Below are 21,989 nucleotides of genomic sequence, written 5' to 3'. Positions count from 1 at the left end.
TATTTATTTTTCTGTATAATATATATTTTCATTTGGTACTTTTCCACCTAACACCTTAGGGTTAAATGAAAATAAGCTATTATAATAATTAACATAGTCATCTTTACAATCGTCTATAGATATAAATTTTAAATTAGTTCTATCTATAGCTTTTACTAGTAAAGGTGCTTTTACGTTTACACCAAATTTTACAGCAAATTCTCCTGCTTCTTTAGGATTCTCATTTGTATATTTTATATTTTCATCTAAAGCTTTAATAAAACTTGCTACAAATTCAGGATTTTCCTTCGCAAAAGATGTTTTAACAATTAAAGTTGACTGTGGATATCCATTTTCATTTTTAAATACATCTTTCCAAGTATCATTAACACCACATATAACTTTTAAATCAGGATTTTTTGTAAGTAAACCACTAAGTGCTGGCTCTGGTACTATACCTGTTGATAATTTTTTTGTTGCTAATAATGATACTAAATTACTAGCTTCGTTAGAATAATTAAATTTAATAGCTGATGAATCAACTTTTTGTTCTTTTAATAATGCTTGAACTGTTATATCTGGAGTTAATCCTTTACCAATATTACCCACTTCTTTTCCTTCTAATGATGAGTTTAATCCCTTTACATCTTCATCACTACTTACTAGGTAAAAAGACCCATTCCCTACAGTTCCAGCAATTTGATAATTTGATGTTTTATTAAAAGCAATTGAAGCCATATTTGATGGTACTATGGCAATATCTAGAGCTTCCTTCATTACATCAGTTGATAAAACATCAGAAGTTACTTCAAGAGTGTATTTAACTTTATATCCTTCTTTTATTTCAGGATTTTCTTGTGATAATTTTGCAATTGCTATAGCTGGTAATCCATCTGGCGCTCCCACATTTACTGTAACTGGTTGTTGCTCATTATTTTTAGAACTACACCCTACAACAAGACTTGAAGTAATTAATAATGACATAAGTACTGCAAAAATTTTTTTCATAAATTTACCCCCAATACTATTCATTCAGCTGATATATCTTGACATTTTAGATGCCTTTTTATAAGAAAATACTTAAGAAATTAGAGATATTTAACACTAATCCCTTTCCCCTTAGACCATGTCTTTAGAGTCAGCTTATATATAAATATTAACATATATGTATAAAATTATCAATTTGTATCTTTAATATATAAACAAAGACAATTACTTATAATATTATAAATAATTGTCTTTATTTTAATTAAAATTCTATGCTTAAAAGTGGTGCATGTTGCTGGGCACCATAAACATCAGTTTCTCCCAAATCACCTGATGCAATAGGTCTTTTTATTGTTATTTTTATTGCATTAGCTGGTTTAAATTCTATAATATTAATAATATCTTCTTTGTTTATTTTATATAAATCACAAATTAAATTCTCATTTATTATTTTATTGTTGCATACATTTTCATAGTCTTCTAAAGTTTTAAACATTATATCTATAGTCAATTCATAAGGCCCAGAATTTTTGCTACGAATAATATTTGTAATATCAACTAACTTAGTCATTAATCATCATCTCCATTTTTATAATTCTTCATAGTCTATAGTAAATAAATCACATCCATTATCAACTTCCATCAAATGATAAATACTAAAATTGTATACTTTTCCTGCATGAAAATCACTTGGAGAGTATGGAAAAGCTAAATTTCCTGCTGTAGCTTTTCTATTTTCATATCCAAAATGAAGCATAGATGAACGAGCGAAGGCACATATTGTATCTGCTTTTTTTTGATCCTTAGCTACTGCTTCTATTACTACTCCTATTTCGTGAGAATTTTTTGTAGAAGGGGTAGGTTCTATATTTCCCATTACACCATTTTTACCATATATGGAAATATTAAGGTAGTAATCCCACTGTTTAGATTTAAAATTGTCTTCAACTCTTTCTTTTACTCCTTCAATTATTTCATCAATTTTTTCAATCATAATAGGATCTCTTGCCCCTGCAATAGATACTGTTCTAAAACCTATTAATTTTGCTCCTTCTAATTTTACCGTATATTTAGACGATTCAATAAATTTACTACCTGAGACTTTTACAATATTTTCACTATCTTGTGTAAATTCACAATCTGTTAAATCTAAATGTCCGCCAGGTCCAGGTAAAATATACGGATTTGTTTTTTCATACAATGTATGAGCTGCTACAGAAACTGTGGTACATTTTCTTATAGGATTTAATGGCTCTAGCCTAAAATAATCTTCTCCTAAATATCCAAACATACAATCTGAACCGCTTCCTGGTGTTGAACATATGGCTGCACATTCTAAAATCTTACCAAGATGAAGAGCAAGGCCTTTATCATAACCTGCTTTTATAGCTGGAGCAGCAAAAACAGATGGGTCATAAGTTCTACCAGCTAAAATTATATTAGCCCCTTCATTTAATGCTTCTATAAAAGGTTCAACACCCATTTGACCTACAATTCTTGTAGTTTCTTTTATATCTGCTTCCTTTAATAAAGGAACTGGTCCAAGTGGTGAAATTTTATTATTTTCTAATGCTTTTTTTACCTTATCTTTTGAGATTTCTGAATGTATTAAAGCTAGTTTAAAATTATAGTTATTTTCCTTGGCTATTTCATAAATTATTTCTTTGCACCAATTTAAATGAACTTCTCCTCCGCTACCTCCTGCTGTCCCAATAATAACAGGAATTTCATTACTCAATCCACTTTCGATCATTATTTCCAAATCTCTTTTTACAGCATCTCTATCAGTAAATGATTCTCCTGCTCCAAGATAATAAGGACCTGGATCTGTGGAACCTGCATCTACAGCAATAACATGTGGCTTTCTTTTCATTCCTTCTAAAAATGATTCTTCTGGAAAACCGTATCCAAGTATAGCCGTAGGAGATAATATTCTAAATTCTTCTTTCATCTTGTTATCCATCCCCTTAATTATTTATTACTTTATTCAAAGCTAAAATTCTTTGCATTTCATTGTAAACAATCATATAACCTTCATCCACACCCATACCTGGTTTGGCTAAAATTTGGTCAGGTCCGCTTGCCATAGCAATATGAGCACAAATTTTGGCTGAGTTATCTGTTTCGTTACATGTTCCACCTTGATAAGCTCCTATATTTTTCTCTTTACAATATAAAACAGCCTCTACTATATTATTTATTCCTCCCAAATCTGGAGTTTTAATTTGAATAATATGACCTGCTTTGTTATCAGCAAAATATTTAATATCTTCCAGTGTATTACACCATTCATCAGCTACAATTTCCACATTAATATTTCTTTCATCTATTAGTTTTCTAATTTCTCTTAATGCCAACATTTGCTTTTCTCTGTCTTCCACATCTACTGGCCCTTCTATACGAAGTTTAAATGGTTTGGCTATATGACATAATTTTTCCATATAACTTACTATTTTTTCGTAACTATCATTACCAAATGCAACACCTAAAGTTCCGTACACATCTATATGAATAGTAGGATTGTAAGAATTATCATCTCTTAAATTTATTATTCTATCTCTAAGCCAAGCTACATACTCTTCTAATTTTTCGCCATTATAACCTAATTTTTCACTTACATTATTAATTAAGGCATGAGGAAGGACTTGTGCCCCTTTTATAATCATTTTATCAGCATTTTCATAGCGACTATCTCCACTTTGCGTGAATATTGGCACAATTTCATCTAAGACTTGAGTATTATATTCCTTTGCAATAACTTGACACATTAACATATTATTTGATTTTGCAACTGCATCAAGTAGTGCTTGTGTAACCCCATATCTAATTGCTGTATGAAGCTTTTTATTATTAACACTTATATTTTCTATTAAATTACAAAGTTCTTTAAAACTTGTTATTTCTCTTCCTATTAATTTTGGTGCGACTTCTTTTTCTATAATTGGAATAAAATCTTTGGCTAAAAATAGAGGGTCACGTCCTCCTGCTCCACTGTATTGTACTGCTGCACAATCACCAAGGGCAATTTGATTATCTTCCAAAATTATCATGACAGATATGGATTCTCCACTTTGTCTTACTCTAGTAAATCCTGGTGTAACAGGCTTTCCTATATAAGTTGAGCCATCACTTATTGCTCCATTTTTTATTGCACGTTGATCATCAAAGTAAAAACCCGTACGACCTGCTGAGCAAACTACATTTTTTATTTTCATTGAAATATCCCCCTTGTTTTACTTTTGTAAATTTATTTATTTCTAGGACGACCAATAAGTGTTCCTTTACTTATGGCATAAACATCATCTATTACCATTTGGAAAGATTTTTCTCTATTTTCAAACTTAGCACGTTCTTCTATTTTCTCATTATTAAATTCTAGTATTTCAGGTGTAAATGGTAGTCTTCCAGGATTAAGAATTCTAATAGCTCCATGATTATCTCTTGCTGGTAATAATTTGCCTAAAGTATGAATAGAAGGAGCAAAAGGAATATCTAAAATACCACTTTTAAAAGCTCGAATAGTACCTAAAGCAATATCATATTCACCTATTTCAAAACATTTATCTATTATACAACGAGTTTCCCTTTTTATAATTTCTTTTTCAATATCAACTTCAGCAGTTTTAAACTCTTGATCTTTTAACATAGCTAAAATTTGTTTTGTACAAAGTAACCCCTGTGCATTTGCTTCCATGGTTGGTACACCGAGAGCTTCATGTGGTGTTTTTACAATAACTTTAGTTGCTTTAGAAAGAGAAGCTAGAGTACTTCCTAAAGAAATTACACTAAATGCTTTTGCTTCATCCTGAGGAAAACTTCCCATCCATTGATGAAGTACTGTTGTTACAATAACATCCTCATATCCTGCTTTTATTAAATATTCGTTAGCAAGTTCTTCCAAGGCTCTAATTGCAGCAATATCTTGAATAAAGTTTCCACACTGTCCATATCCTACAGAAATATTTTTTACACCTTGTTCTGCAGCTAGTAAACTTTCTATAATTGCAACAGAGTGAGATATACATGGAGGAACTAAAGTTCCTGTTAAAGGTCCATATGGTTCACGATTTATGGAAATACCTTCTTCTTCATACAAACCTGTTAATCTATCAACATATTGCCAATCTCTAATAGTCCTTTCTAATGAAACATTTTTTGCATAAGGTATATTGTAAGAAATACCTCCCCCTTCAAAACTTGTAAATCCTCCCGCATAAGTTATTTCACTTAAAAGTCTAGCATCTGGTGTACCATGCCTTACTTGTACTGGTGTATCTAGGGCATTTATAATTCTACGACAACTTTCTACTCCATGATTAACAGCTGGAAAACCATTTAGCATGGATTTATTATTTTTAATAGATTCAATAATTCCTTTTTGTGCATCTTCATAACAATTTTGTCTGGTATAACTATCTATAGTTGTAGGTAGTAAATCTGCCTGACCTACATTTTGTAAATAAGTTAATAATTTAATTTGATCTTCAACTAAAGCAACTCCAGCTCTTGGTTGTATTAATGTTGTTTTTTCTTCTTTTGCTTTTATAAGTTTAACTGAGAAAATCTTATTTTCCGGAAGAGATTTATGAAATTCAAACGATTCTTCTAAGTTAACTTCTTTTCCTGTTGGCCATAAGGTAAGAACTTCTTCTCTAATATGATTAAATTCTTCCTTAGAAATCTTTTTATTCCTAATTTCCACCATATTTTAACTCCTTTTTCATAATTCGAATTGCAACCTTCGGATATGATTTTGATAGTAGACCCATTGCTTGTAAAATATATTTTTTATCTAATAAAATTTCAGCATCTTTAGGTCTCATAGATTCCTGACTTTTTTCATTAAAACATACATATTCTAAAATATTATCTAAACAAGGTAAGTTAATCAGTGCACCACCAGTTAAAATAATTTTTTTTACATGAGTTAAATCCTTGCCTTTTTGCAAATATGCTATTCCATTGGATGTGTATATTTTTTCTTTTTTCCCACAATGTCTAGTTATTGCTATCTCTACTGCTTTTGCAGCAAGTGCAAAATCTAGATTTTCAATGTTTTTTTCATTTGGTAATGTTTGTGGATTAAGTTTAATATACTCAATTATCTCTCTTACTCTTTGTTCACTTAGATTAGATATTTGAGCAATATCCTCAATTCCTACTTCATCAATAATTCCACCAACACTATATCTCATTCCAATATCGCCTTCCACTGTTCTTTTTATAAAAGGCTCTTCAATTCCTTTATATATAACATTTGACTCCTTTGGACTTCCATCTGAAGCAGAATATACATCAGTAGTTGCTCCACCTAAATCAATGGCTATAAGTTCTCCTATACCTTTTTCATCTTCATAACCATTTGATAAAAGTTCAATCCCACTCATTACTGCTGATGGTGTTGGCATTATTATTTCTGATATTAATTCACTTGCTTTCGTAATACCTTTTGCATTTATAATTTTTTGTAAAAATATTTCTCTTATTTTGTTTTGTGCTGGCACTATATTCAACTCACCAAATATAGGCATTACATTTTCTACAATATATGATTCTTTATCTTTTAATATTTTTTTACACTTATGACTAACTGCATTATTACCAGCTATTATTATGGGGAAATCTATTTTACAGTTTGATAGCATTTTTGCATTATGCAAAATGCATCTTTTATCTCCACCATTAGTTCCTCCTGCAAGTAAAAATATCTCTGGTTTATTTTTTTCGATTTCTTCTATATCCTCTTCAGTCATTTCAAAAGAATACACCTTTATAATCTTAGCACCAGCACCTAAACAAGCTTCTTTTGCTGCAGTAGCTGTAACACCAGGAACTAAACCACTTGCTATCATTTTTAATCCTCCTGCTGCTGAAGAACAAGCCAAGTACTGACTATACTCTAACTTTCCTGTTCGTTTTTCTAAAGATTCTATGGCTTTTTTAAGCCCTTCATTTATGTCTGTACTTATTGTTGTAAAACTAGATGCAGTTCCTAAAATAACTTCTTTGACCACATCAACAGCAGTTATCTTTGTATAAGTACTACCAAAATCAATTAGTAAGACTATTTTCATTTTCTTCACCAATTTTCAAATCTTTTTTTAAGCAAGTTATTGTAGTTTCTGGATCTGTTCCTGGTGGAAATACTCGATCAAATCCCATTTGTTTAAATCTTTTTTCAACTTCTTCAAATGGTTGTTTACCTACAACAATATTTCCTCCCACATATAATAATATATTTCTTAATCCCCATTCTTCACATCTTTCTCTTAAACCCCTGCAATCGATCTCCCCATGACCATATAAAGAAGAAACTAAAATTGCATCTGCATTAGATTCCATAGCTGCTTCCACATATTCTTCTTGAGAAACCATTACTCCAAGATTAATCACATTAAATCCTGCCTCCACAAAGCAATGATATAGAATTTTATTACCTATTGCATGCACATCAGCTCCTATAACACCAATAACTAATGTTTTCTTCTCCATATCAACTCTCCTTTTAAATTTTATTTAAATCCTTGTAACTTTGCTCCATACTATCACCTACAAGTCCTACTAACATATATACTTTTTTTGTAGAATCATAATAAAACTCTGGTAATAACTTGAAGTTTTCAATTTTAGCTGTGCTTTCTACATGTATTCTTGGTCCACTACAAGGATGTATATATTCACCTATTTTTACATGCTTCTCATCATAGTATTGAATTGGTATGTCTTTTTCTATCATTTTATTAACTTCCTCTTCTAAAATTTTGATATCAAAATTTGGCTTAGAGTGAAATAATATTAAAAATCCATTTAAAACATCCCCATGCTCACAATTAAAGCTAATGTCTTCTGGTAAAAAATGTTCAACTAAATCTTCTGCTGAATGAGCCATTTTTCTTATATTAATGGAGTGAAATACTCTTTTTGCAATATCTCCAGGTTCTGGACCAAAAATCGTAGGTCTTGTAACAATAATCTCTCCACCAACACCAATTAGTAAGTCTGCATTTTTATTCATTAAAGGATAAATAAGATCAAAATGCTCTACTATGACTCTTCTTCCATATTCAATTGCTTTATTTATTGCATTAACTAGCTCATACATTTGATAAAATGCTGATTCAAATCTTATGTCAATATGATATGTATGAGGAGAGAAAAAACTTTCATCATCTACATCCATAATTGGCAATGGCCTTACATTCAATCCATCATCATCATTAGTTAATTCAAGACCCGGAAACATACCTTTAATTAACATGCTTTTACCCGATCCTGGCTCTCCTATTACTCCTATTAGTCTATCTGTGGGAGTTAAATATTGTTGTGCTATTTTAATTCCAATTTCATACATTCTAACCCTACCCCTAGGTGCAAAAAAAACACTATAAAAATGATTTCTAACTACATAGTCAACTGGCATCTCAACCCACCCTTCTTTTTAATTATTTTTAAAACTAAAAAAGAATTGCATATACTAATCTTTTCAATCTACTATATTTTTGTAAATATATTTACTTATATATAAATTATATGTTCATTAAATTCCAATAGTCAATGTTTTTCTTCCAAAATTATTTTATTTTTGCAAGTTTTATTTCATAATTTTATGGCCACATGTTAATATAATATGATTAATATATAATAAAAAAATCACCTTGATATTATCAAGATGATTTTTTTATTATTATTTTTTAATTATACTTTTTTAACATTTATAGCTGAAGGCCCTCGATCTGCCTTAACTATATCAAATGTAACGCTCTCTCCTTCATGTAAATCTTTATTATGTCCTTCTTCTTTTACATTGGAAAAATGTACGAAAACATCTTCTCCATTTTCGCCACTTATAAAACCAAATCCTTTTTCCACATTAAACCACTTAACTGTACCTGAATAATTTGCCATTACATAAGTCTCCTTTTATAAATAATTACCTGTTTATATTATTACAATTAAGAATTTCTTTAATACTAAGTTTATATTATATTTTTCTAATTGCATATATTTGTTTATACAATAAAATTTAATATGTTATAATTTAAATAAATCTTTATTGAAGTTGAAAGGAACTATTAATAAACATGAAAAATGAAGCAGTAAAGTTTAATGTCAATAATATACTTTTAATTGGTTTAGTAATTTTAGGATGTCTTACCATGGCCTTTGTAGATGGAGTTCTTTCTCCAAACTATATGACAAAATCAATTTTTAAGTTAGTGATTTTTTTATTACTTCCCTATGTATATTATTCTAAAGGCTATTGCACAATAAGTTTAAAAAGTTTATTTAAAATAAACAAAGAGCATATTATAAAATCACTTGCCCTTGGTATAGGTGTATATATTTTAATTTTATTTGCTTATTTTACAATAGGTACTCTATTTGATTTTTCTAGTGTGACAAACTCTTTAGAAAATAATATAGGTGTAAATAGTAGTAATTTTATATTTGTAGCATTATACATATCTTTTATAAATTCACTTTTAGAAGAGATATTTTTTAGAGGATTTGCATTTATAACGTTAAAAAATATTTCAAGTAAAAAATTTGCTTATATTTTTAGTTCTTTGTCATTTTCTATTTATCATGTTGCAATGATGTCCACTTGGTTTGATATATTATTATTGTTATTACTGATTTTATCTCTTTTTATTGCAGGTATATTTTTCAATTATTTAGATGATAAAAATAATAATATTTATAACTCTTGGTTTGTACATATGTTTGCTAATTTTGCCATAAATACTATTGGATTTATTCTATTTGGAATAATATAATCTGTCATAAAAATCCACTTAAATATAGGAGTACTTTAATCTGTTTTTATCTAAAATATTTCTCGTATTTTTTCTAAATCATCACCAAATTTTTGCTTCATTTCATTTGGTAATGTATTAGCACTCTTGTAGAAATAAACGTCATGTCTAACATATTCAGATGCTAACATAATCATTGGCTTACTTTCCGTCCAAATAACTTCAGCAATGGATTTGCTAATAATTTGACCAAAAACAACTTCTTTAGAATCAGAAACAAGAGTAATCCATCTTCCACCCATTTCCTTCTTTTTTTCTTCACCCATTCCATGAAAATATAAATTTTTCAATTCTGGTATTTCCATATCTTTAGGGGCTCCAAATACAACGACTGCAATATTATTACTGTTATTTTGAAACTCAACTATTTCCTCTAAAATATTATTTAAGTCTTCATACCATATTTGAATAAGAATTTCTTTAACGCTATTTTTTATTATATTTCTACATTTTTCAAAAATATTATCATAGTTTTTTATATGCCATATGTTGTCCATATTCGTTCTTAAGGGAAAAATGCTAAAACTTTCTTCTAATTGCCCTAAGTTATTTGACATTTCCATTTTTATTCTATTTGATACTTCACTCATAGGTGCCGCTACGTATTTATTATTACTTTCATATTGAGTATATAATACAAATCCTTTATCTATTAAAGATTGCAGTGTATTATATATCTTCGACCTAGGAACATTAGCTATTTTACTAGCTTCATAACCTGTTAAGCTTCCATTTTGAGATAAAGTTAAATATACCTTTGCTTCAGCATCTGTTAGGCCTATTTTATTTAATAAATTTAATTCATTATCCATTGTAAATCCCTTCTATTTTTCCTCCTAGAAATTTGGTTTTTCGTATAATTCTTCCTCTTTGATTTTATCCATAACTTCAGATTGCCAATTTTCTTTATCTATCTCTTCAACAGAAACAGAAATAAACTTTTCATCCATTTCTAATTCCTTAATCATAAATTCTTTAGTATGTTTAGCTAATCTAGCTTTTACTTCTTCACTTCTACCTGGATACATTTTAATATTTATATGTGGCATTTTTTATTCCTCCATTTTTACACTTTAATTTTTTATTACTCCCAATTAGTTCCTACCTCTGCTTCTACAGCCTTCAAATATATAGATCTTGCTGTCATCAAATCTAATACACCTATGCCAACGTTTTTATAAACAATAATTTCCTCGTCATTTTCACGTCCAGCAACTTTTCCAAGTAATACATCTCCTATATCACCTGTAAAATCTTCTTTTGTTATTATTCCTTGTTCTAAAGGTATTAATATGTCTCCTGCTTCTGATAAAACTGCTTCTTCAGAATCAAAGTATATTTTTGATGCTCTTGGTAATATTGCAGGATCCATTTCTTGCATATGATGTTGATATGCTCCTACACAGCTTATTGTTGCACCTTTTTTAACTTTTGTTCCATCAAATACAGGTTTAGTCGAAGATGTTACGGTAACTATTATATCTGCATTTTCTATGGCATCATCTGAAGTCGTAGCTTCTACTATTTTAGTATTATAATTCTTAAGTTTTTCTTGCATTTTATTTACAAAAGCTTGCCTTCTATCTTGATTTAAGCTAAATACTCTAATTTCATCTAACTCTCTAGCAGCCATCATAGCTTCTAATTGTTCAGCTGCTTGCCCACCTGTTCCTATTAAAGCACCTACTTTTGCATTTTTTATTGCAAATAAATCAAAGGCTGCACCGGAAGATGCTCCTGTACGTAATTGTGTAACATATGTTCCATCTAATATTGCAGTAACAATTCCAGTTTTTCCATCTATTAATAACACCTGCGCTGGAGCTGTAGGTAAATTTTCCTTAACATTTTTTGGGAATATATTAACTACTTTTAATCCTGCTGCATCTAATTCTTCAACATAAGATGGCATAAATAAAAATACCCCATTATGATTTGGTGCTTGTATTGTTGTTCGTAAAGGTACTTCACTTTTTCCTTCAGAAAATAATTTGAAACATTCTTTATTAGTTTCTATAGCATCTTTCATTGTAAAAACTTTCTTTATGTCTTCTCTTGATAATAATAACATCCCATACCTCCATTTTTTAATTTTAAAACTTCTTTTAGTAGCTCCCTTTAGTAACTATTATATTTATTTGTTATTATTTAGTCAATACAATTATGTTAATGTTTTATTATTTATATAAGTCAAATATTTTTTTATAAAAAAAGAACAAACTAATATGTTATAGTTTGTTCTTTTTATTAAAAATTATCTTTCAATAGCGTACATTTCTTTTAATTGCTTTTGTATATCTTTATTTTCTAAATACTCTTCTAAAGTAGTTTTTCTATCCATTATTCCACCAGGAGTAATTTCTATTATTCTATTTGCAAGAGTTTGTATCATCTCGTGGTCATGAGAACTAAATAACATAACTCCAGGGAATTTTTCTAACCCTTTATTTACAGAAGTTATACTTTCTAGGTCTAAGTGGTTAGTTGGGTCATCTAATACTAGAACGTTTGAGTTAGAAAGCATCATTCTAGATAACATACATCTAACTTTTTCCCCTCCTGATAATACGTTAGCTTGTTTTAAAGCTTCTTCTCCACTAAATAACATTCTACCTAAGAATCCTCTTATGAAAGATTCTGATTTTTCTTCAGAGAATTGTCTTAACCAGTCAACTAGTGAATATTCGCATCCTTCAAAGAAGTTGTTGTGGTTCTTTGGAAGATAAGATTGAGAAGTAGTTACACCCCATTTGAATGTACCAGCATCTGCAGTTTCTTCTCCCATTAATATATCAAATAAAGTTGTTATAGCTATTTCATCTCCCATGAAAGCAACTTTATCTTCTTTATCAAGTCTAAAAGATACATTATCAAGAACTTTTACACCATCTACAGTTTTAGTTAATCCTTCAACTTCAAGAACTTCGTTTCCTATTTCTCTTTCTGGAGTAAATCCAACATATGGATATCTTCTTCTTGATGGTTGTATATCTTCAACTTGTAATTTGTCTAATTGCTTCTTTCTTGAAGTAGCTTGTTTTGCTTTAGAAGCATTTGAGCTAAATCTTGCGATGAACTCTTTTAATTGAGCTATTTTTTCTTCAGTCTTTTTATTTTGGTCTTTTTGTAATTGTAATGCTAATTGACTTGACTCATACCAGAAGTCATAGTTACCTACGTACATTTGTATTTTACCAAAGTCAACATCAACTATATTTGTACATATTTGATTTAAGAAGTGTCTATCATGTGATACAACTATTACAATAGAATCTTCTAAGTCCATTATGAAGTTATTTAACCAGTTTATAGATTGGAAGTCTAAGTGGTTAGTAGGCTCATCTAGTAATAATATTTCTGGTTTACCAAATAAAGCTTTAGCTAATAATACCTTAACTTTTTCTCCACCTTCTAATTCTTTTAATTGCTTGTAGTGTAAGTCTTTATCTATTCCAAGACCCATTAATATTTTTTCTGCATTTGTTTCTGCATCCCATCCATCAAGTTCAGCGAACTCTCCTTCAAGTTCTGCAGCTTTTATACCATCTTCTTCTGAGAAATCTTCTTTCATGTATAAAGCATCTTTCTCTTTCATTATTTGATATAATCTTTCATGTCCCATTATAACAACATCTAAAACTGTTTCTTCATCATATCTGAAGTGATCCTGTCTTAAAACAGACATTCTTTCTTTTTCTGTTATACTTATAGATCCTGTGTTTGGCTCTATATCACCAGATAATATTTTAAGGAAAGTAGTCTTCCCTGCACCATTAGCCCCTATTATCCCGTAACAATTTCCTTTAGTAAATTTTAAGTTAACATCTTTATATAATTCTTTATCACCGAATCTAAGTCCAATATTAGTAACTTGTAACATATATATCAATCCTTTCTCTTATAGTCATTTATAAAACACAACATTCTAATCTTATAATAAATAATCACTTTAGTCAATAAGTCTATGACTAGAATATATAATATTTTTTTATAAAACAACTACACTAATTTAAATACCATATAATTTTATTAAAATATAAAAATTGCAAACAAATTTATTTGCTTGCAATCTTATTAATACTACTTAAAATTTCAATATTATTTACTTATTAAACATATTTTAACTTTGTCATTGTTATACTTAGTAGCATTATATGAAAACATAATATCATAAGTATTTCCTAATATTTCATTTATTTTCATATTAACGTTATTTATAAATATTAATTCATTTTCTATTAAATTTTGAGACATTTCATAAAATACTAAAGCTTTCTTTTTTACCTCTTGGCCTTCAGTAGTATAAGTTTCTTCTGTAAGTAGTTTAGCTATTTCATCAACAGTTGCATCTTTTTCAAATTCTTCTATAGAATAAGATATAGCAGAATCTTTATCAAAAATTTCTTTTAAATCAGTATAATCTATGGCTAAAAATAAATTTTCATCAACAGCTTCTACTACTATGTTCATTAAGTCTTTCACTTTTTCACTATTGTATTTATTTATTTTTATTTCTTTGTCTAGACCCATATCATCTTTATTTTCTTTTAGCGAGTTGTCTAAGCCTATACAAATTACTCTTCTTTCATTTGACATAAAAGAAATAGCCTTTACTATATCTTTTACTTTTGATTCTTCACTGTTATAAGATATAAATAAAATTTCTATGCCGTCTAATAAAGCTCTAACATATTCTTTATCCACATCTTGATTTAAATTTATCTCTTCAAAACTAAAGTTTTTTTCTAATTTATTTTTAAATGAATTTAGAGTTTTTATCCCCTCACTACCTACTCCTATAAACTTAGAATATTTCTCCTCCATAAGTTGCCTCCTTGCAAAATTAATTATTTTAAATTTTTTATTCTATTACCATATTTATTATTAACCATTTTAAATACTGGTAAACCTACCATAGTTATAACTACAAATTCTCCAAAACCAACTTGAAGAAATCCTAGTACAAATGGTACTCCAAAGAATTTATATAACTCCCATCCTATTATTAAAGCATTTATTATTGTTGGCCAAAGTGATGCAATAAATAATGTATATTTATTATTCTTCATAAGTTTTGGTGTATAATACACCAAAATAGCACTTATTAAAGTTGCCAGTGTACCAAATATTATATCAGGAACTCCAAATGGTCCTACTACATTTGCTAAAAAACAGCCTAGTGTTAAGGCTATTATGTATTCTTTACCAAATAGAGGTAAAAACATTAATATTTCTGAAATCCTAAATTGAATTTGTCCATAGCTAATAAATCCAAGAGCTATAGTTACTACAGCATAAAGAGCTGCTATTAATCCAACTATTGCAATTTTTTTATTTTTATTTGTCATACGTTCCTCCTAAGCATAAGTTATACTTCTTTTTATTATTATGCAACATGAACGATTATATTATAAATCCATAAATATCTCAATAAGATAATTATTAAGATTTAATATTTATTTTAATTATTAATCATATACATATATAAGTAATTTACTTTTTTACTTCTTTTTACTATTAAATTTCTATAGTAACAAAAGATTAGTTTTAAATATGAGGTGATAATATGATAAAAAAACATAGAGAATTGTTTAAAGTTGATATAGTGCCTTTTACTAGTGTATTACTTATCTTATCAACTATTATCGCTCTATATATATGTAATAGCCCCTATAAATACTTATATGATAATTTTTTTTATAAAACTTATATAGCCAGTGACTTTAATTTACATAGTTTTGTTAATGACTTTCTAATGTCCATATTTTTTTTATTAGCAGGATTAGAAATAAAAGAAGAAGTTTTATATGGAAGCTTATCTTCTTTTAAAAAGGCATCTTTTCCTGTAATTGCATCTATTGGTGGTGTAGTAATGCCAGCAGTAATTTTTACATATTTTAATTTAAATACAAAATATATTAGTGGTATTTGTATACCTATATCTACTGATATTGCCTTTTCCATGGGTATTTATTTTTTGTTTAGTAAATATTTAAATCCTTCAATAAAGATGTTTTTATTATCTTTAGCTGTAGTAGATGATTTGGTGTCCATATTATTAATCGGTACTGTTTATTCGTCAAAAATAAATTTATCTTTTTTTATTTTAGCTATTATTTGCCTTATTCTAATTTGTATTGGAAATAAAGTATTTAAAATTGAAAGTTTATTTTTCTATTTTATATGTGGGCTATGCTTGTGGTATTTTATTCATCTTAGCGGTATTCATTCAACTTTAAGTGGAATACTTTTAGCCATAGGCATTCCAACAACATCATATAAAAGAAAATATTCAATATCTCATTACATAAGAAAATTTTTTAGCATTTTTAATAATTTTATTATAATCCCACTGTTTGCATTTGCTAATACAGGAGTAAGTATTGATTCTAATTTAAATTTATCAAAATACCCTACCATATTTTTAGGTATATATTTAGGACTTTTGCTAGGTAAGCCACTTGGAATAATGACTTTTACATATATTAGCAATTTAGCAGGATTATCAAAAAAACCTAAGGAACTAACCTGGATCTCTGTATTTATTGTATCTCTAATTTCTAGTATTGGTTTTACCATGTCCATATTCGTTTCAGAAGTAGCTTATATTGGCAACATGGAGCTTATAGGCGTGTCCCGTATTTGCATCTTAATAAGTAGTTTAACCTCCATAATACTTTCATCTTTATGTATAAAAACATTTAAGGAATTACATATTTTATAATATCTTAGTAAGTAAAAAATAGCTATTCACAAATTTAATGTGATAGCTATTTTTGTTTTTAGTCTATTTTTTCTTCTTCTGATTTATCATCTTCTTTATTAATAGTAGAAGGACTTAAGTTATTTAATTTATTTATAATATATCCTATTGCCCAAACTACTATTGCATAAAATACATAAGGCATAGATGTACTCACATAATAACTTATTACGTCTGATAATTGATTTTTTATAACTATACTACCTGTAGCCACAAGATTAGATATGTAAGTATATGAAGTATATATTGTAAATATAGAATACACTACTATAAGAGCAGCAACCACATATAATACTATTGGTATAATAGCTTTTTTATTTCCTTTTTTCATTTAAATATCTCCTTTTTAAGTTTTTTCTACAATAAAATATTATCAAATGCATATGAATTATGTATGAATTAACCATGTACTTTGTATGTATTAATTACTACTTCAACATTATAATAAAAAAGATACTTAAAAGTATCTTTTTTATTATATATTTAATTTTGCTATATTTTCTTTCATTATTTCTATTGAATCATCAAGCTTAGCCTTTTCTTCTTTGTCTAAAGGAAGTTCTATTACTTCTCTAACACCAGTTTCATTTACAACACTTGGAACAGATATAAACACATCATCATGTCCATATTTATCGTCCAAGTAAGAAGATACTGTTAATATACTATTTTCATTTTGTAGTATGGCTTGTGTAATTCTAGCTAAAGCCATACCTATTCCATAATAAGTAGATTTTTTACAATCTACTATTTTATAGGCTATATTTCGTACTTCATCTTCTATTAGCTCTAAATCTTCAAATTTGACCTTTGAATCATTTTTAGAAGCTACTTGATATATTGGCTGAACTCCCATCAATGCATAACTCCATGCTACAAATTGAGAGTCTCCATGTTCTCCCATTACATAAGCATGTATAGATTTTGGAGCAACCTCCAGTCTTTCACCTAAGCCAAATCTAAGTCTTGCTGTATCCAGTGTAGTTCCCGATCCCATTACTTTTGTTTTATCATATCCTGATGCTTTCCAAACAACATAAGTCATAATATCTACCGGATTTGATGCAACTATAATTATTCCATCAAAACTAGTCTTTTTTATTTCTTCAACTATTGATTTCATTATTTTAGTGTTTTTATGTAATAAGTCAAGTCTTGTTTCTCCTGGTACTTGAGTGGCTCCTGCTGTTATACAAATTATATTAGCATCACTACAATCACTATAGTCACCTGAATAAATTTTCATTTCCCTAGGTGCATAACTTAATCCATGATTTAAATCTAAAGCTTCGCCAACAGTTCTATTTTTATCTATATCTATTAAAACCAACTCTTCACATGTTCCTTGGTTTAGCATTGAGTAGGCATAACTCATACCTACCATACCTGCTCCAACTATAACTACTTTATTCTTTTTCATATTTTCCCTCCTGAAGTCAGTTATATTTTGTAAATATATTAACTTTTATTAACGTCAAAACGTATTTATTATATATTATTTATTTTTACATTTATTTAATTCGTTTTATAATTAAATATTCTTCGTCATAATTATAATATTTAATTATTTAGGATATAAAAAAGAACACCTTTTTAGGTGTTCTTTTCATTAATATGCTAAAATCTCATATCCATCTTCAGTTACTAGTATCATATTCTCCCATTGTGCAGATAGCTTTCCGTCATCTGTGTAAGATGTCCATTCATTTTCTGCATCTATATATAAATCATGATGTCCTTCGTTTATCATTGGCTCTATGGTAAATATCATACCAGGCACCATAAGCATTCCTTCATTTCTAGTTCCATAGTGGAATACAAATGGATCTTCATGGAACTCTAAACCTATACCATGACCACCAAATTCTCTAACTACAGAATAACCATTTTCTTTTGCATGTTGTTCTATTGTATATGCAACATTTCCCAGTCTAGTCCAAGGTTTAACAGCTTCTATACCTTTTATCATACACTCCCTCGTTACTTCTACTAATTTTTTAGCATTTTCAGAAACTTCACCTATCATATACATTCTAGATGCATCTGAATAATACCCATTTAATATAGTAGAAACATCAACATTTATTATGTCACCATCTTTTAAAACATAATTATCTGGTATACCATGACATATTTGATTATTCACTGATGTACAGCAACTTTTAGGGAATCCACCATATCCAAGTGGCGCTGGTGTAGCTCCTTGTGATATTGTATAGTCATGCACTATTTGGTTAACTTCTTCAGTAGTCATCCCTGATTTAATTTTTTGCCCAACCAAATCTAAAATTTCATTGTTTATCTTAGCACTTTCTTTTATTTTTTCTATTTGCTGGGGAGTCTTTATTAAACTTCTATGTGGAACCTCATAACCTTTTGACTTAAATTCTTTTAATTTTTCATCAAAACTCATATGGCACTTTTTATATTTTTCACCACTACCACACCAGCATTTATCATTTCTTCCTATAATCATTTATACTCTCACTTCCTTAATATATATCTATAATATTCTTGTTTTTTCTATAGGTTTTCTTAATATATAATTTTTCTCTAACTTTATTCCAACTTTCATTTTCACTATTTGTCTTGCATGAGGGGCTGACTCTATTGGGTTACCTTCTTCATCATACATTTCTTCTATTGTAGTAAACATTGTATCTTTGAAAGGCCCTATAACTTCAATTTTATCTCCCACATACATTTTATTTCTCTGCTCAACTATATATAACCCAGTTTCTTCATCATAATCTTTAACTAATCCTATAAAATCATAATTTCTTATATAAGAAGCTGATTCATAGTTATTAGAATTTTCATCAGGTCTGTTTAAGAAGAATCCAGTAGAATAATCTCTATGACTTCCTTTTTTTAGTTCTTCCAGCCAAATAGGATTAAATTCCCAGTTTTCTGGATCTTTATAATACTCATCTATTGCCATTCTATAAGCTCTAACTGTTGTTGCTACGTAATATGCTGTTTTCATTCTTCCTTCTATTTTTAATGAAGTTATTCCACTTTCAAAAATTTGCGGTATATATTTTATCATACATAAGTCTTTTGTATTGAAGAAGAATTCTGGATCAATATCTTCTACAACAGGAGTATATTCACCCTTATTTTCTTCCATTAAAGTATATTTCCATCTACAAGATTGAGCACATGATCCTTTGTTTGCATCTCTTCCTGTTGTATAGTTGCTTATTGTACATTTTCCTGAATAAGACATACACATTGCACCATGAACAAAAGCCTCTATATCCATATCCTCTGGAATATGTTCTCTTATTTCTTTTGTTTCCTCAAAAGACAACTCTCTTGCTGTTACTATTCTTTGAGCACCTTTATTATACCAAAAGTTTGCAGCAACATAGTTTGTTGTACTTGCTTGAGTACTTATATGAATTTCCATGTTAGGTATAGTTTCTTTTACTATTTTGAATACACCAGGATCTGATACTATTACAGCATCCACTCCTATTTCTTCTAACTCTAATAAGTAGTCTCTAAGTACTTGTAAGTCTTCACTTCTTGGTATTATGTTACAAGTTACAAAAACTTTTTTACCTTTTTCGTGTGCAAAGTTCACACCTTCTATCATATTCTCTTTAGTGAAGTTTTTTGCTGCTGACCTCATACCAAAAATTTCTCCACCTATGTAAACAGCATCTGCTCCATATTCAAAAGCTATTTTTAGTTTTTCTAAATCACCAGCGGGGGCTAATAATTCTACTTCTCTCATTTTGTCTCCTTTATTTTATATATTTCTAGTAATATATACAATTAATATACTTTAATTATTAAATTAAGATATTATAAATATGTTCTATTTGAACTTTTCCATACTTATTATACCACAATATCTCACATATAAATTAAAATTACCCTTAGAAATTGTTTTTAAGCATGTTAATCTATTATATATAACCTTCTTGTAATTAAAAAAAGAGCAATAATATAAAAATATTACTACTCATTTAAATCTTAATTTTCATTTGTACATTCTATAATTTTAACTTTATTATTTTCCTTATTTAAATTTTCTTCACTTTTTACTAATGGAAGTATTTCCTTTTTGTATACATATTTAAATCCTATAATACTTAAACATACAGAAGCTAACTCCGCAATAGGAAAAGCCCACCACACAAGATTTAGATTATTAGTTTTAGATAGTAAAAATGCTACAGGAAGTAGTACAACTAACTGTCTTCCTATTGATACAATTAAACTCATCACTCCATTACCAAGAGCTTGAAACATGGAAGATACAACTATGCAGTATCCTGCAAATAAAAAACTAAGGCTAATTATTCTAAGAGCTGGAATACCAATATTTATCATTTCTTCTGATGCACTAAATAAATTTAATAATTGTTTTGGAAAAATTTGAAATATACATAAACCAATAATCATTATTATTATTGCGTAAATAATACTTATTTTTACAGTTTCCATCAACCTATCTTTATGCTTAGCACCATAATTATAGGATACAATGGGAACCATTCCATTATTAATACCAAGTACAGGCATAAATATAAAACTTTGTAATTTGAAGTATACCCCAAATACTGCAGTTGCTGTAGAAGTGAATACAAGTAAAATTTTATTTATACCAAATGTCATAATTGATCCTATAGATGCCATTATAATTGATGGTATACCTACTGAATAAATATCTTTTATTGTCTTTAAATTAGGCCTGAAACCTTTAATTTTAACTTTAATCTCTTTATTTTTTGTACTATTTAGATAAATACCTAAACTCATTCCACTAACTTGACCTATTACAGTAGCAATGGCTGCTCCAGTTATACCCATTTTAGGAAATCCAAACAATCCGAAAATTAGTATAGGATCTAATATTATATTTATTATAGCTCCAGTTACCTGAGTCATCATTGAATATATTGTTTTTCCTGTAGACTGCATCAGCTTTTCAAATACTAATTGACCATATAAACCGAAAGAACAAGTAGTACAAATAATTAAATAGTCATAACCACCTTCTACAATTTCTTTTATATCTGTTTGCCACTGAAAAAAAGATTTGCTAAATAATATCCCCACAACAAAAAACACAAAATAACTTAAAACTGCCAAGAATATTCCATTATTTGCTGCCTTATTCGCTTCTTCAAACTTTTTTTCACCTAAAGATCTAGAAAGTAGTGCATTTATACCTACTCCTGTTCCTACTCCAACAGCTATCATAAAATTTTGTACTGGAAATGCTAGAGATACTGAGGCTAAAGCATTTTCACTAATTTGAGATACAAAAATACTATCTACAACATTATATAATGCTTGAACCAACATGGATATAATCATTGGAAGTGATATTGTTATAATTAATTTATTTATAGGCATAATTCCCATTTTATTTTCTTTAATTATATTTTCACTAGACATATATCTAATCTCCCCCTTCATAGTTATAA

At 28.5% G+C, this 21,989-nt stretch carries 22 protein-coding genes; 2 read left to right on the top strand and 20 right to left on the bottom strand.

The features are described 5' to 3' along the window. Positions 1-3: 3 nt before the first annotated feature. The 9 genes from TVTCOM_RS10015 to TVTCOM_RS09975 form a co-directional block, all read right to left on the bottom strand. On the bottom strand, positions 4-987 hold the full coding sequence (locus TVTCOM_RS10015; protein ID WP_434799677.1) for an ABC transporter substrate-binding protein: 984 nt from the start codon (positions 985-987) through the stop codon (positions 4-6). Positions 988-1,228: 241 nt separating this feature from the next. After that, complete coding sequence (locus TVTCOM_RS10010; protein WP_434799676.1) at positions 1,229-1,537, bottom strand: DUF4387 domain-containing protein; 309 nt, start codon at positions 1,535-1,537, stop codon at positions 1,229-1,231. 18 nt (positions 1,538-1,555) lie between these two features. Next, positions 1,556-2,917, bottom strand: a complete 1,362-nt coding sequence (locus TVTCOM_RS10005; protein WP_434799675.1) for an acyclic terpene utilization AtuA family protein — start codon at positions 2,915-2,917, stop codon at positions 1,556-1,558. 16 nt (positions 2,918-2,933) lie between these two features. Next, entirely contained in the window at positions 2,934-4,181 is a 1,248-nt protein-coding gene (locus tag TVTCOM_RS10000; protein WP_434799674.1) for a methylaspartate ammonia-lyase, read from the bottom strand. Positions 4,182-4,213: 32 nt separating this feature from the next. Further along, a complete protein-coding gene (locus TVTCOM_RS09995) occupies positions 4,214-5,671 on the bottom strand; it encodes a methylaspartate mutase subunit E (protein WP_434799673.1) in 1,458 nt (485 codons plus the stop codon). Then, on the bottom strand, positions 5,658-7,040 hold the full coding sequence (gene glmL, locus TVTCOM_RS09990; RefSeq protein ID WP_434799672.1) for a methylaspartate mutase accessory protein GlmL: 1,383 nt from the start codon (positions 7,038-7,040) through the stop codon (positions 5,658-5,660). The genes TVTCOM_RS09995 and glmL overlap by 14 nt, the downstream gene beginning before the upstream one ends. Beyond that, positions 7,018-7,458, bottom strand: coding sequence for a methylaspartate mutase subunit S (glmS, locus tag TVTCOM_RS09985; RefSeq protein ID WP_434799671.1), 441 nt, complete (start codon positions 7,456-7,458; stop codon positions 7,018-7,020). Before glmS ends, glmL begins: the two co-directional genes overlap by 23 nt. A 13-nt stretch (positions 7,459-7,471) precedes the next feature. Then, the gene (locus tag TVTCOM_RS09980; protein ID WP_434799670.1) at positions 7,472-8,386 is read right to left on the bottom strand and encodes an alanine-tRNA synthetase second additional domain-containing protein; all 915 of its coding nucleotides are present in this window, start codon (positions 8,384-8,386) and stop codon (positions 7,472-7,474) included. Positions 8,387-8,661: 275 nt separating this feature from the next. Next, positions 8,662-8,871 carry a cold-shock protein gene (locus TVTCOM_RS09975; RefSeq protein ID WP_434799669.1) on the bottom strand — a complete coding sequence of 70 codons (210 nt, stop codon included), beginning with the start codon at positions 8,869-8,871 and terminating at the stop codon, positions 8,662-8,664. A gap of 176 nt (positions 8,872-9,047) precedes the next feature. Between TVTCOM_RS09975 and TVTCOM_RS09970 the strand changes: the two genes are divergently transcribed. Next, positions 9,048-9,743 carry a CPBP family intramembrane glutamic endopeptidase gene (locus TVTCOM_RS09970; protein WP_434799668.1) on the top strand — a complete coding sequence of 232 codons (696 nt, stop codon included), beginning with the start codon at positions 9,048-9,050 and terminating at the stop codon, positions 9,741-9,743. A gap of 50 nt (positions 9,744-9,793) precedes the next feature. On the opposite strand, the gene TVTCOM_RS09965 is transcribed toward TVTCOM_RS09970, so the two are convergent. The 6 genes from TVTCOM_RS09965 to TVTCOM_RS09940 all read right to left on the bottom strand — a co-directional run bounded on the left by TVTCOM_RS09965 (position 9,794) and on the right by TVTCOM_RS09940 (position 15,130). Next, positions 9,794-10,594: a TrmB family transcriptional regulator gene (locus tag TVTCOM_RS09965; protein ID WP_434799667.1), complete on the bottom strand. Its 801-nt coding sequence runs from the start codon at positions 10,592-10,594 to the stop codon at positions 9,794-9,796. 24 nt (positions 10,595-10,618) lie between these two features. After that, entirely contained in the window at positions 10,619-10,831 is a 213-nt protein-coding gene (locus TVTCOM_RS09960) for a tautomerase family protein (RefSeq protein WP_434799666.1), read from the bottom strand. Positions 10,832-10,866: 35 nt separating this feature from the next. Further along, entirely contained in the window at positions 10,867-11,853 is a 987-nt protein-coding gene (locus TVTCOM_RS09955; protein ID WP_434799665.1) for an ornithine cyclodeaminase family protein, read from the bottom strand. Between the two features lie 183 nt (positions 11,854-12,036). Beyond that, complete coding sequence (locus TVTCOM_RS09950; protein ID WP_434799664.1) at positions 12,037-13,662, bottom strand: ABC-F family ATP-binding cassette domain-containing protein; 1,626 nt, start codon at positions 13,660-13,662, stop codon at positions 12,037-12,039. Between the two features lie 218 nt (positions 13,663-13,880). Next, positions 13,881-14,606: a cell division protein gene (locus TVTCOM_RS09945; protein WP_434799663.1), complete on the bottom strand. Its 726-nt coding sequence runs from the start codon at positions 14,604-14,606 to the stop codon at positions 13,881-13,883. A 23-nt stretch (positions 14,607-14,629) separates the two neighbouring features. Further along, a complete protein-coding gene (locus tag TVTCOM_RS09940) occupies positions 14,630-15,130 on the bottom strand; it encodes a QueT transporter family protein (protein WP_434799662.1) in 501 nt (166 codons plus the stop codon). Between the two features lie 218 nt (positions 15,131-15,348). Between TVTCOM_RS09940 and nhaA the strand changes: the two genes are divergently transcribed. Beyond that, positions 15,349-16,506 (top strand): Na+/H+ antiporter NhaA, encoded by a 1,158-nt coding sequence (gene nhaA / locus TVTCOM_RS09935; RefSeq protein ID WP_434799661.1) that lies wholly within the window; start codon positions 15,349-15,351, stop codon positions 16,504-16,506. A gap of 58 nt (positions 16,507-16,564) precedes the next feature. On the opposite strand, the gene TVTCOM_RS09930 is transcribed toward nhaA, so the two are convergent. The 5 genes from TVTCOM_RS09930 to TVTCOM_RS09910 all read right to left on the bottom strand — a co-directional run bounded on the left by TVTCOM_RS09930 (position 16,565) and on the right by TVTCOM_RS09910 (position 21,960). Continuing rightward, complete coding sequence (locus tag TVTCOM_RS09930; RefSeq protein WP_434799660.1) at positions 16,565-16,876, bottom strand: hypothetical protein; 312 nt, start codon at positions 16,874-16,876, stop codon at positions 16,565-16,567. A 144-nt stretch (positions 16,877-17,020) separates the two neighbouring features. After that, positions 17,021-17,965 (bottom strand): L-lactate dehydrogenase, encoded by a 945-nt coding sequence (locus TVTCOM_RS09925; protein ID WP_434799659.1) that lies wholly within the window; start codon positions 17,963-17,965, stop codon positions 17,021-17,023. A 189-nt stretch (positions 17,966-18,154) separates the two neighbouring features. Further along, a complete protein-coding gene (locus tag TVTCOM_RS09920) occupies positions 18,155-19,021 on the bottom strand; it encodes a methionyl aminopeptidase (RefSeq protein WP_434799658.1) in 867 nt (288 codons plus the stop codon). A 27-nt stretch (positions 19,022-19,048) separates the two neighbouring features. Next, complete coding sequence (locus tag TVTCOM_RS09915) at positions 19,049-20,287, bottom strand: peptidase U32 family protein (protein WP_434799657.1); 1,239 nt, start codon at positions 20,285-20,287, stop codon at positions 19,049-19,051. 242 nt (positions 20,288-20,529) lie between these two features. Then, the gene (locus tag TVTCOM_RS09910; protein ID WP_434799656.1) at positions 20,530-21,960 is read right to left on the bottom strand and encodes an MATE family efflux transporter; all 1,431 of its coding nucleotides are present in this window, start codon (positions 21,958-21,960) and stop codon (positions 20,530-20,532) included. Positions 21,961-21,989 lie beyond the last annotated feature (29 nt).

Source organism: Terrisporobacter vanillatitrophus, from assembly GCF_051148895.1.
GTDB classification, from domain to species: domain Bacteria; phylum Bacillota; class Clostridia; order Peptostreptococcales; family Peptostreptococcaceae; genus Terrisporobacter; species Terrisporobacter vanillatitrophus.
Note: the sequence above shows the minus strand (reverse complement) of the source record. Positions and strands in the feature narration are given on the sequence as shown.

Coding starts and splice junctions, on each gene's coding strand:
- TVTCOM_RS10015 (WP_434799677.1), bottom strand. CDS start 987: ATGAAAAAAATTTTTGCAGTACTTATGTCATTATTAATTACTTCAAGT.
- TVTCOM_RS10010 (WP_434799676.1), bottom strand. CDS start 1,537: ATGACTAAGTTAGTTGATATTACAAATATTATTCGTAGCAAAAATTCT.
- TVTCOM_RS10005 (WP_434799675.1), bottom strand. CDS start 2,917: ATGAAAGAAGAATTTAGAATATTATCTCCTACGGCTATACTTGGATAC.
- TVTCOM_RS10000 (WP_434799674.1), bottom strand. CDS start 4,181: ATGAAAATAAAAAATGTAGTTTGCTCAGCAGGTCGTACGGGTTTTTAC.
- TVTCOM_RS09995 (WP_434799673.1), bottom strand. CDS start 5,671: ATGGTGGAAATTAGGAATAAAAAGATTTCTAAGGAAGAATTTAATCAT.
- glmL (WP_434799672.1), bottom strand. CDS start 7,040: ATGAAAATAGTCTTACTAATTGATTTTGGTAGTACTTATACAAAGATA.
- glmS (WP_434799671.1), bottom strand. CDS start 7,458: ATGGAGAAGAAAACATTAGTTATTGGTGTTATAGGAGCTGATGTGCAT.
- TVTCOM_RS09980 (WP_434799670.1), bottom strand. CDS start 8,386: ATGCCAGTTGACTATGTAGTTAGAAATCATTTTTATAGTGTTTTTTTT.
- TVTCOM_RS09975 (WP_434799669.1), bottom strand. CDS start 8,871: ATGGCAAATTATTCAGGTACAGTTAAGTGGTTTAATGTGGAAAAAGGA.
- TVTCOM_RS09970 (WP_434799668.1), top strand. CDS start 9,048: ATGAAAAATGAAGCAGTAAAGTTTAATGTCAATAATATACTTTTAATT.
- TVTCOM_RS09965 (WP_434799667.1), bottom strand. CDS start 10,594: ATGGATAATGAATTAAATTTATTAAATAAAATAGGCCTAACAGATGCT.
- TVTCOM_RS09960 (WP_434799666.1), bottom strand. CDS start 10,831: ATGCCACATATAAATATTAAAATGTATCCAGGTAGAAGTGAAGAAGTA.
- TVTCOM_RS09955 (WP_434799665.1), bottom strand. CDS start 11,853: ATGTTATTATTATCAAGAGAAGACATAAAGAAAGTTTTTACAATGAAA.
- TVTCOM_RS09950 (WP_434799664.1), bottom strand. CDS start 13,662: ATGTTACAAGTTACTAATATTGGACTTAGATTCGGTGATAAAGAATTA.
- TVTCOM_RS09945 (WP_434799663.1), bottom strand. CDS start 14,606: ATGGAGGAGAAATATTCTAAGTTTATAGGAGTAGGTAGTGAGGGGATA.
- TVTCOM_RS09940 (WP_434799662.1), bottom strand. CDS start 15,130: ATGACAAATAAAAATAAAAAAATTGCAATAGTTGGATTAATAGCAGCT.
- nhaA (WP_434799661.1), top strand. CDS start 15,349: ATGATAAAAAAACATAGAGAATTGTTTAAAGTTGATATAGTGCCTTTT.
- TVTCOM_RS09930 (WP_434799660.1), bottom strand. CDS start 16,876: ATGAAAAAAGGAAATAAAAAAGCTATTATACCAATAGTATTATATGTG.
- TVTCOM_RS09925 (WP_434799659.1), bottom strand. CDS start 17,965: ATGAAAAAGAATAAAGTAGTTATAGTTGGAGCAGGTATGGTAGGTATG.
- TVTCOM_RS09920 (WP_434799658.1), bottom strand. CDS start 19,021: ATGATTATAGGAAGAAATGATAAATGCTGGTGTGGTAGTGGTGAAAAA.
- TVTCOM_RS09915 (WP_434799657.1), bottom strand. CDS start 20,287: ATGAGAGAAGTAGAATTATTAGCCCCCGCTGGTGATTTAGAAAAACTA.
- TVTCOM_RS09910 (WP_434799656.1), bottom strand. CDS start 21,960: ATGTCTAGTGAAAATATAATTAAAGAAAATAAAATGGGAATTATGCCT.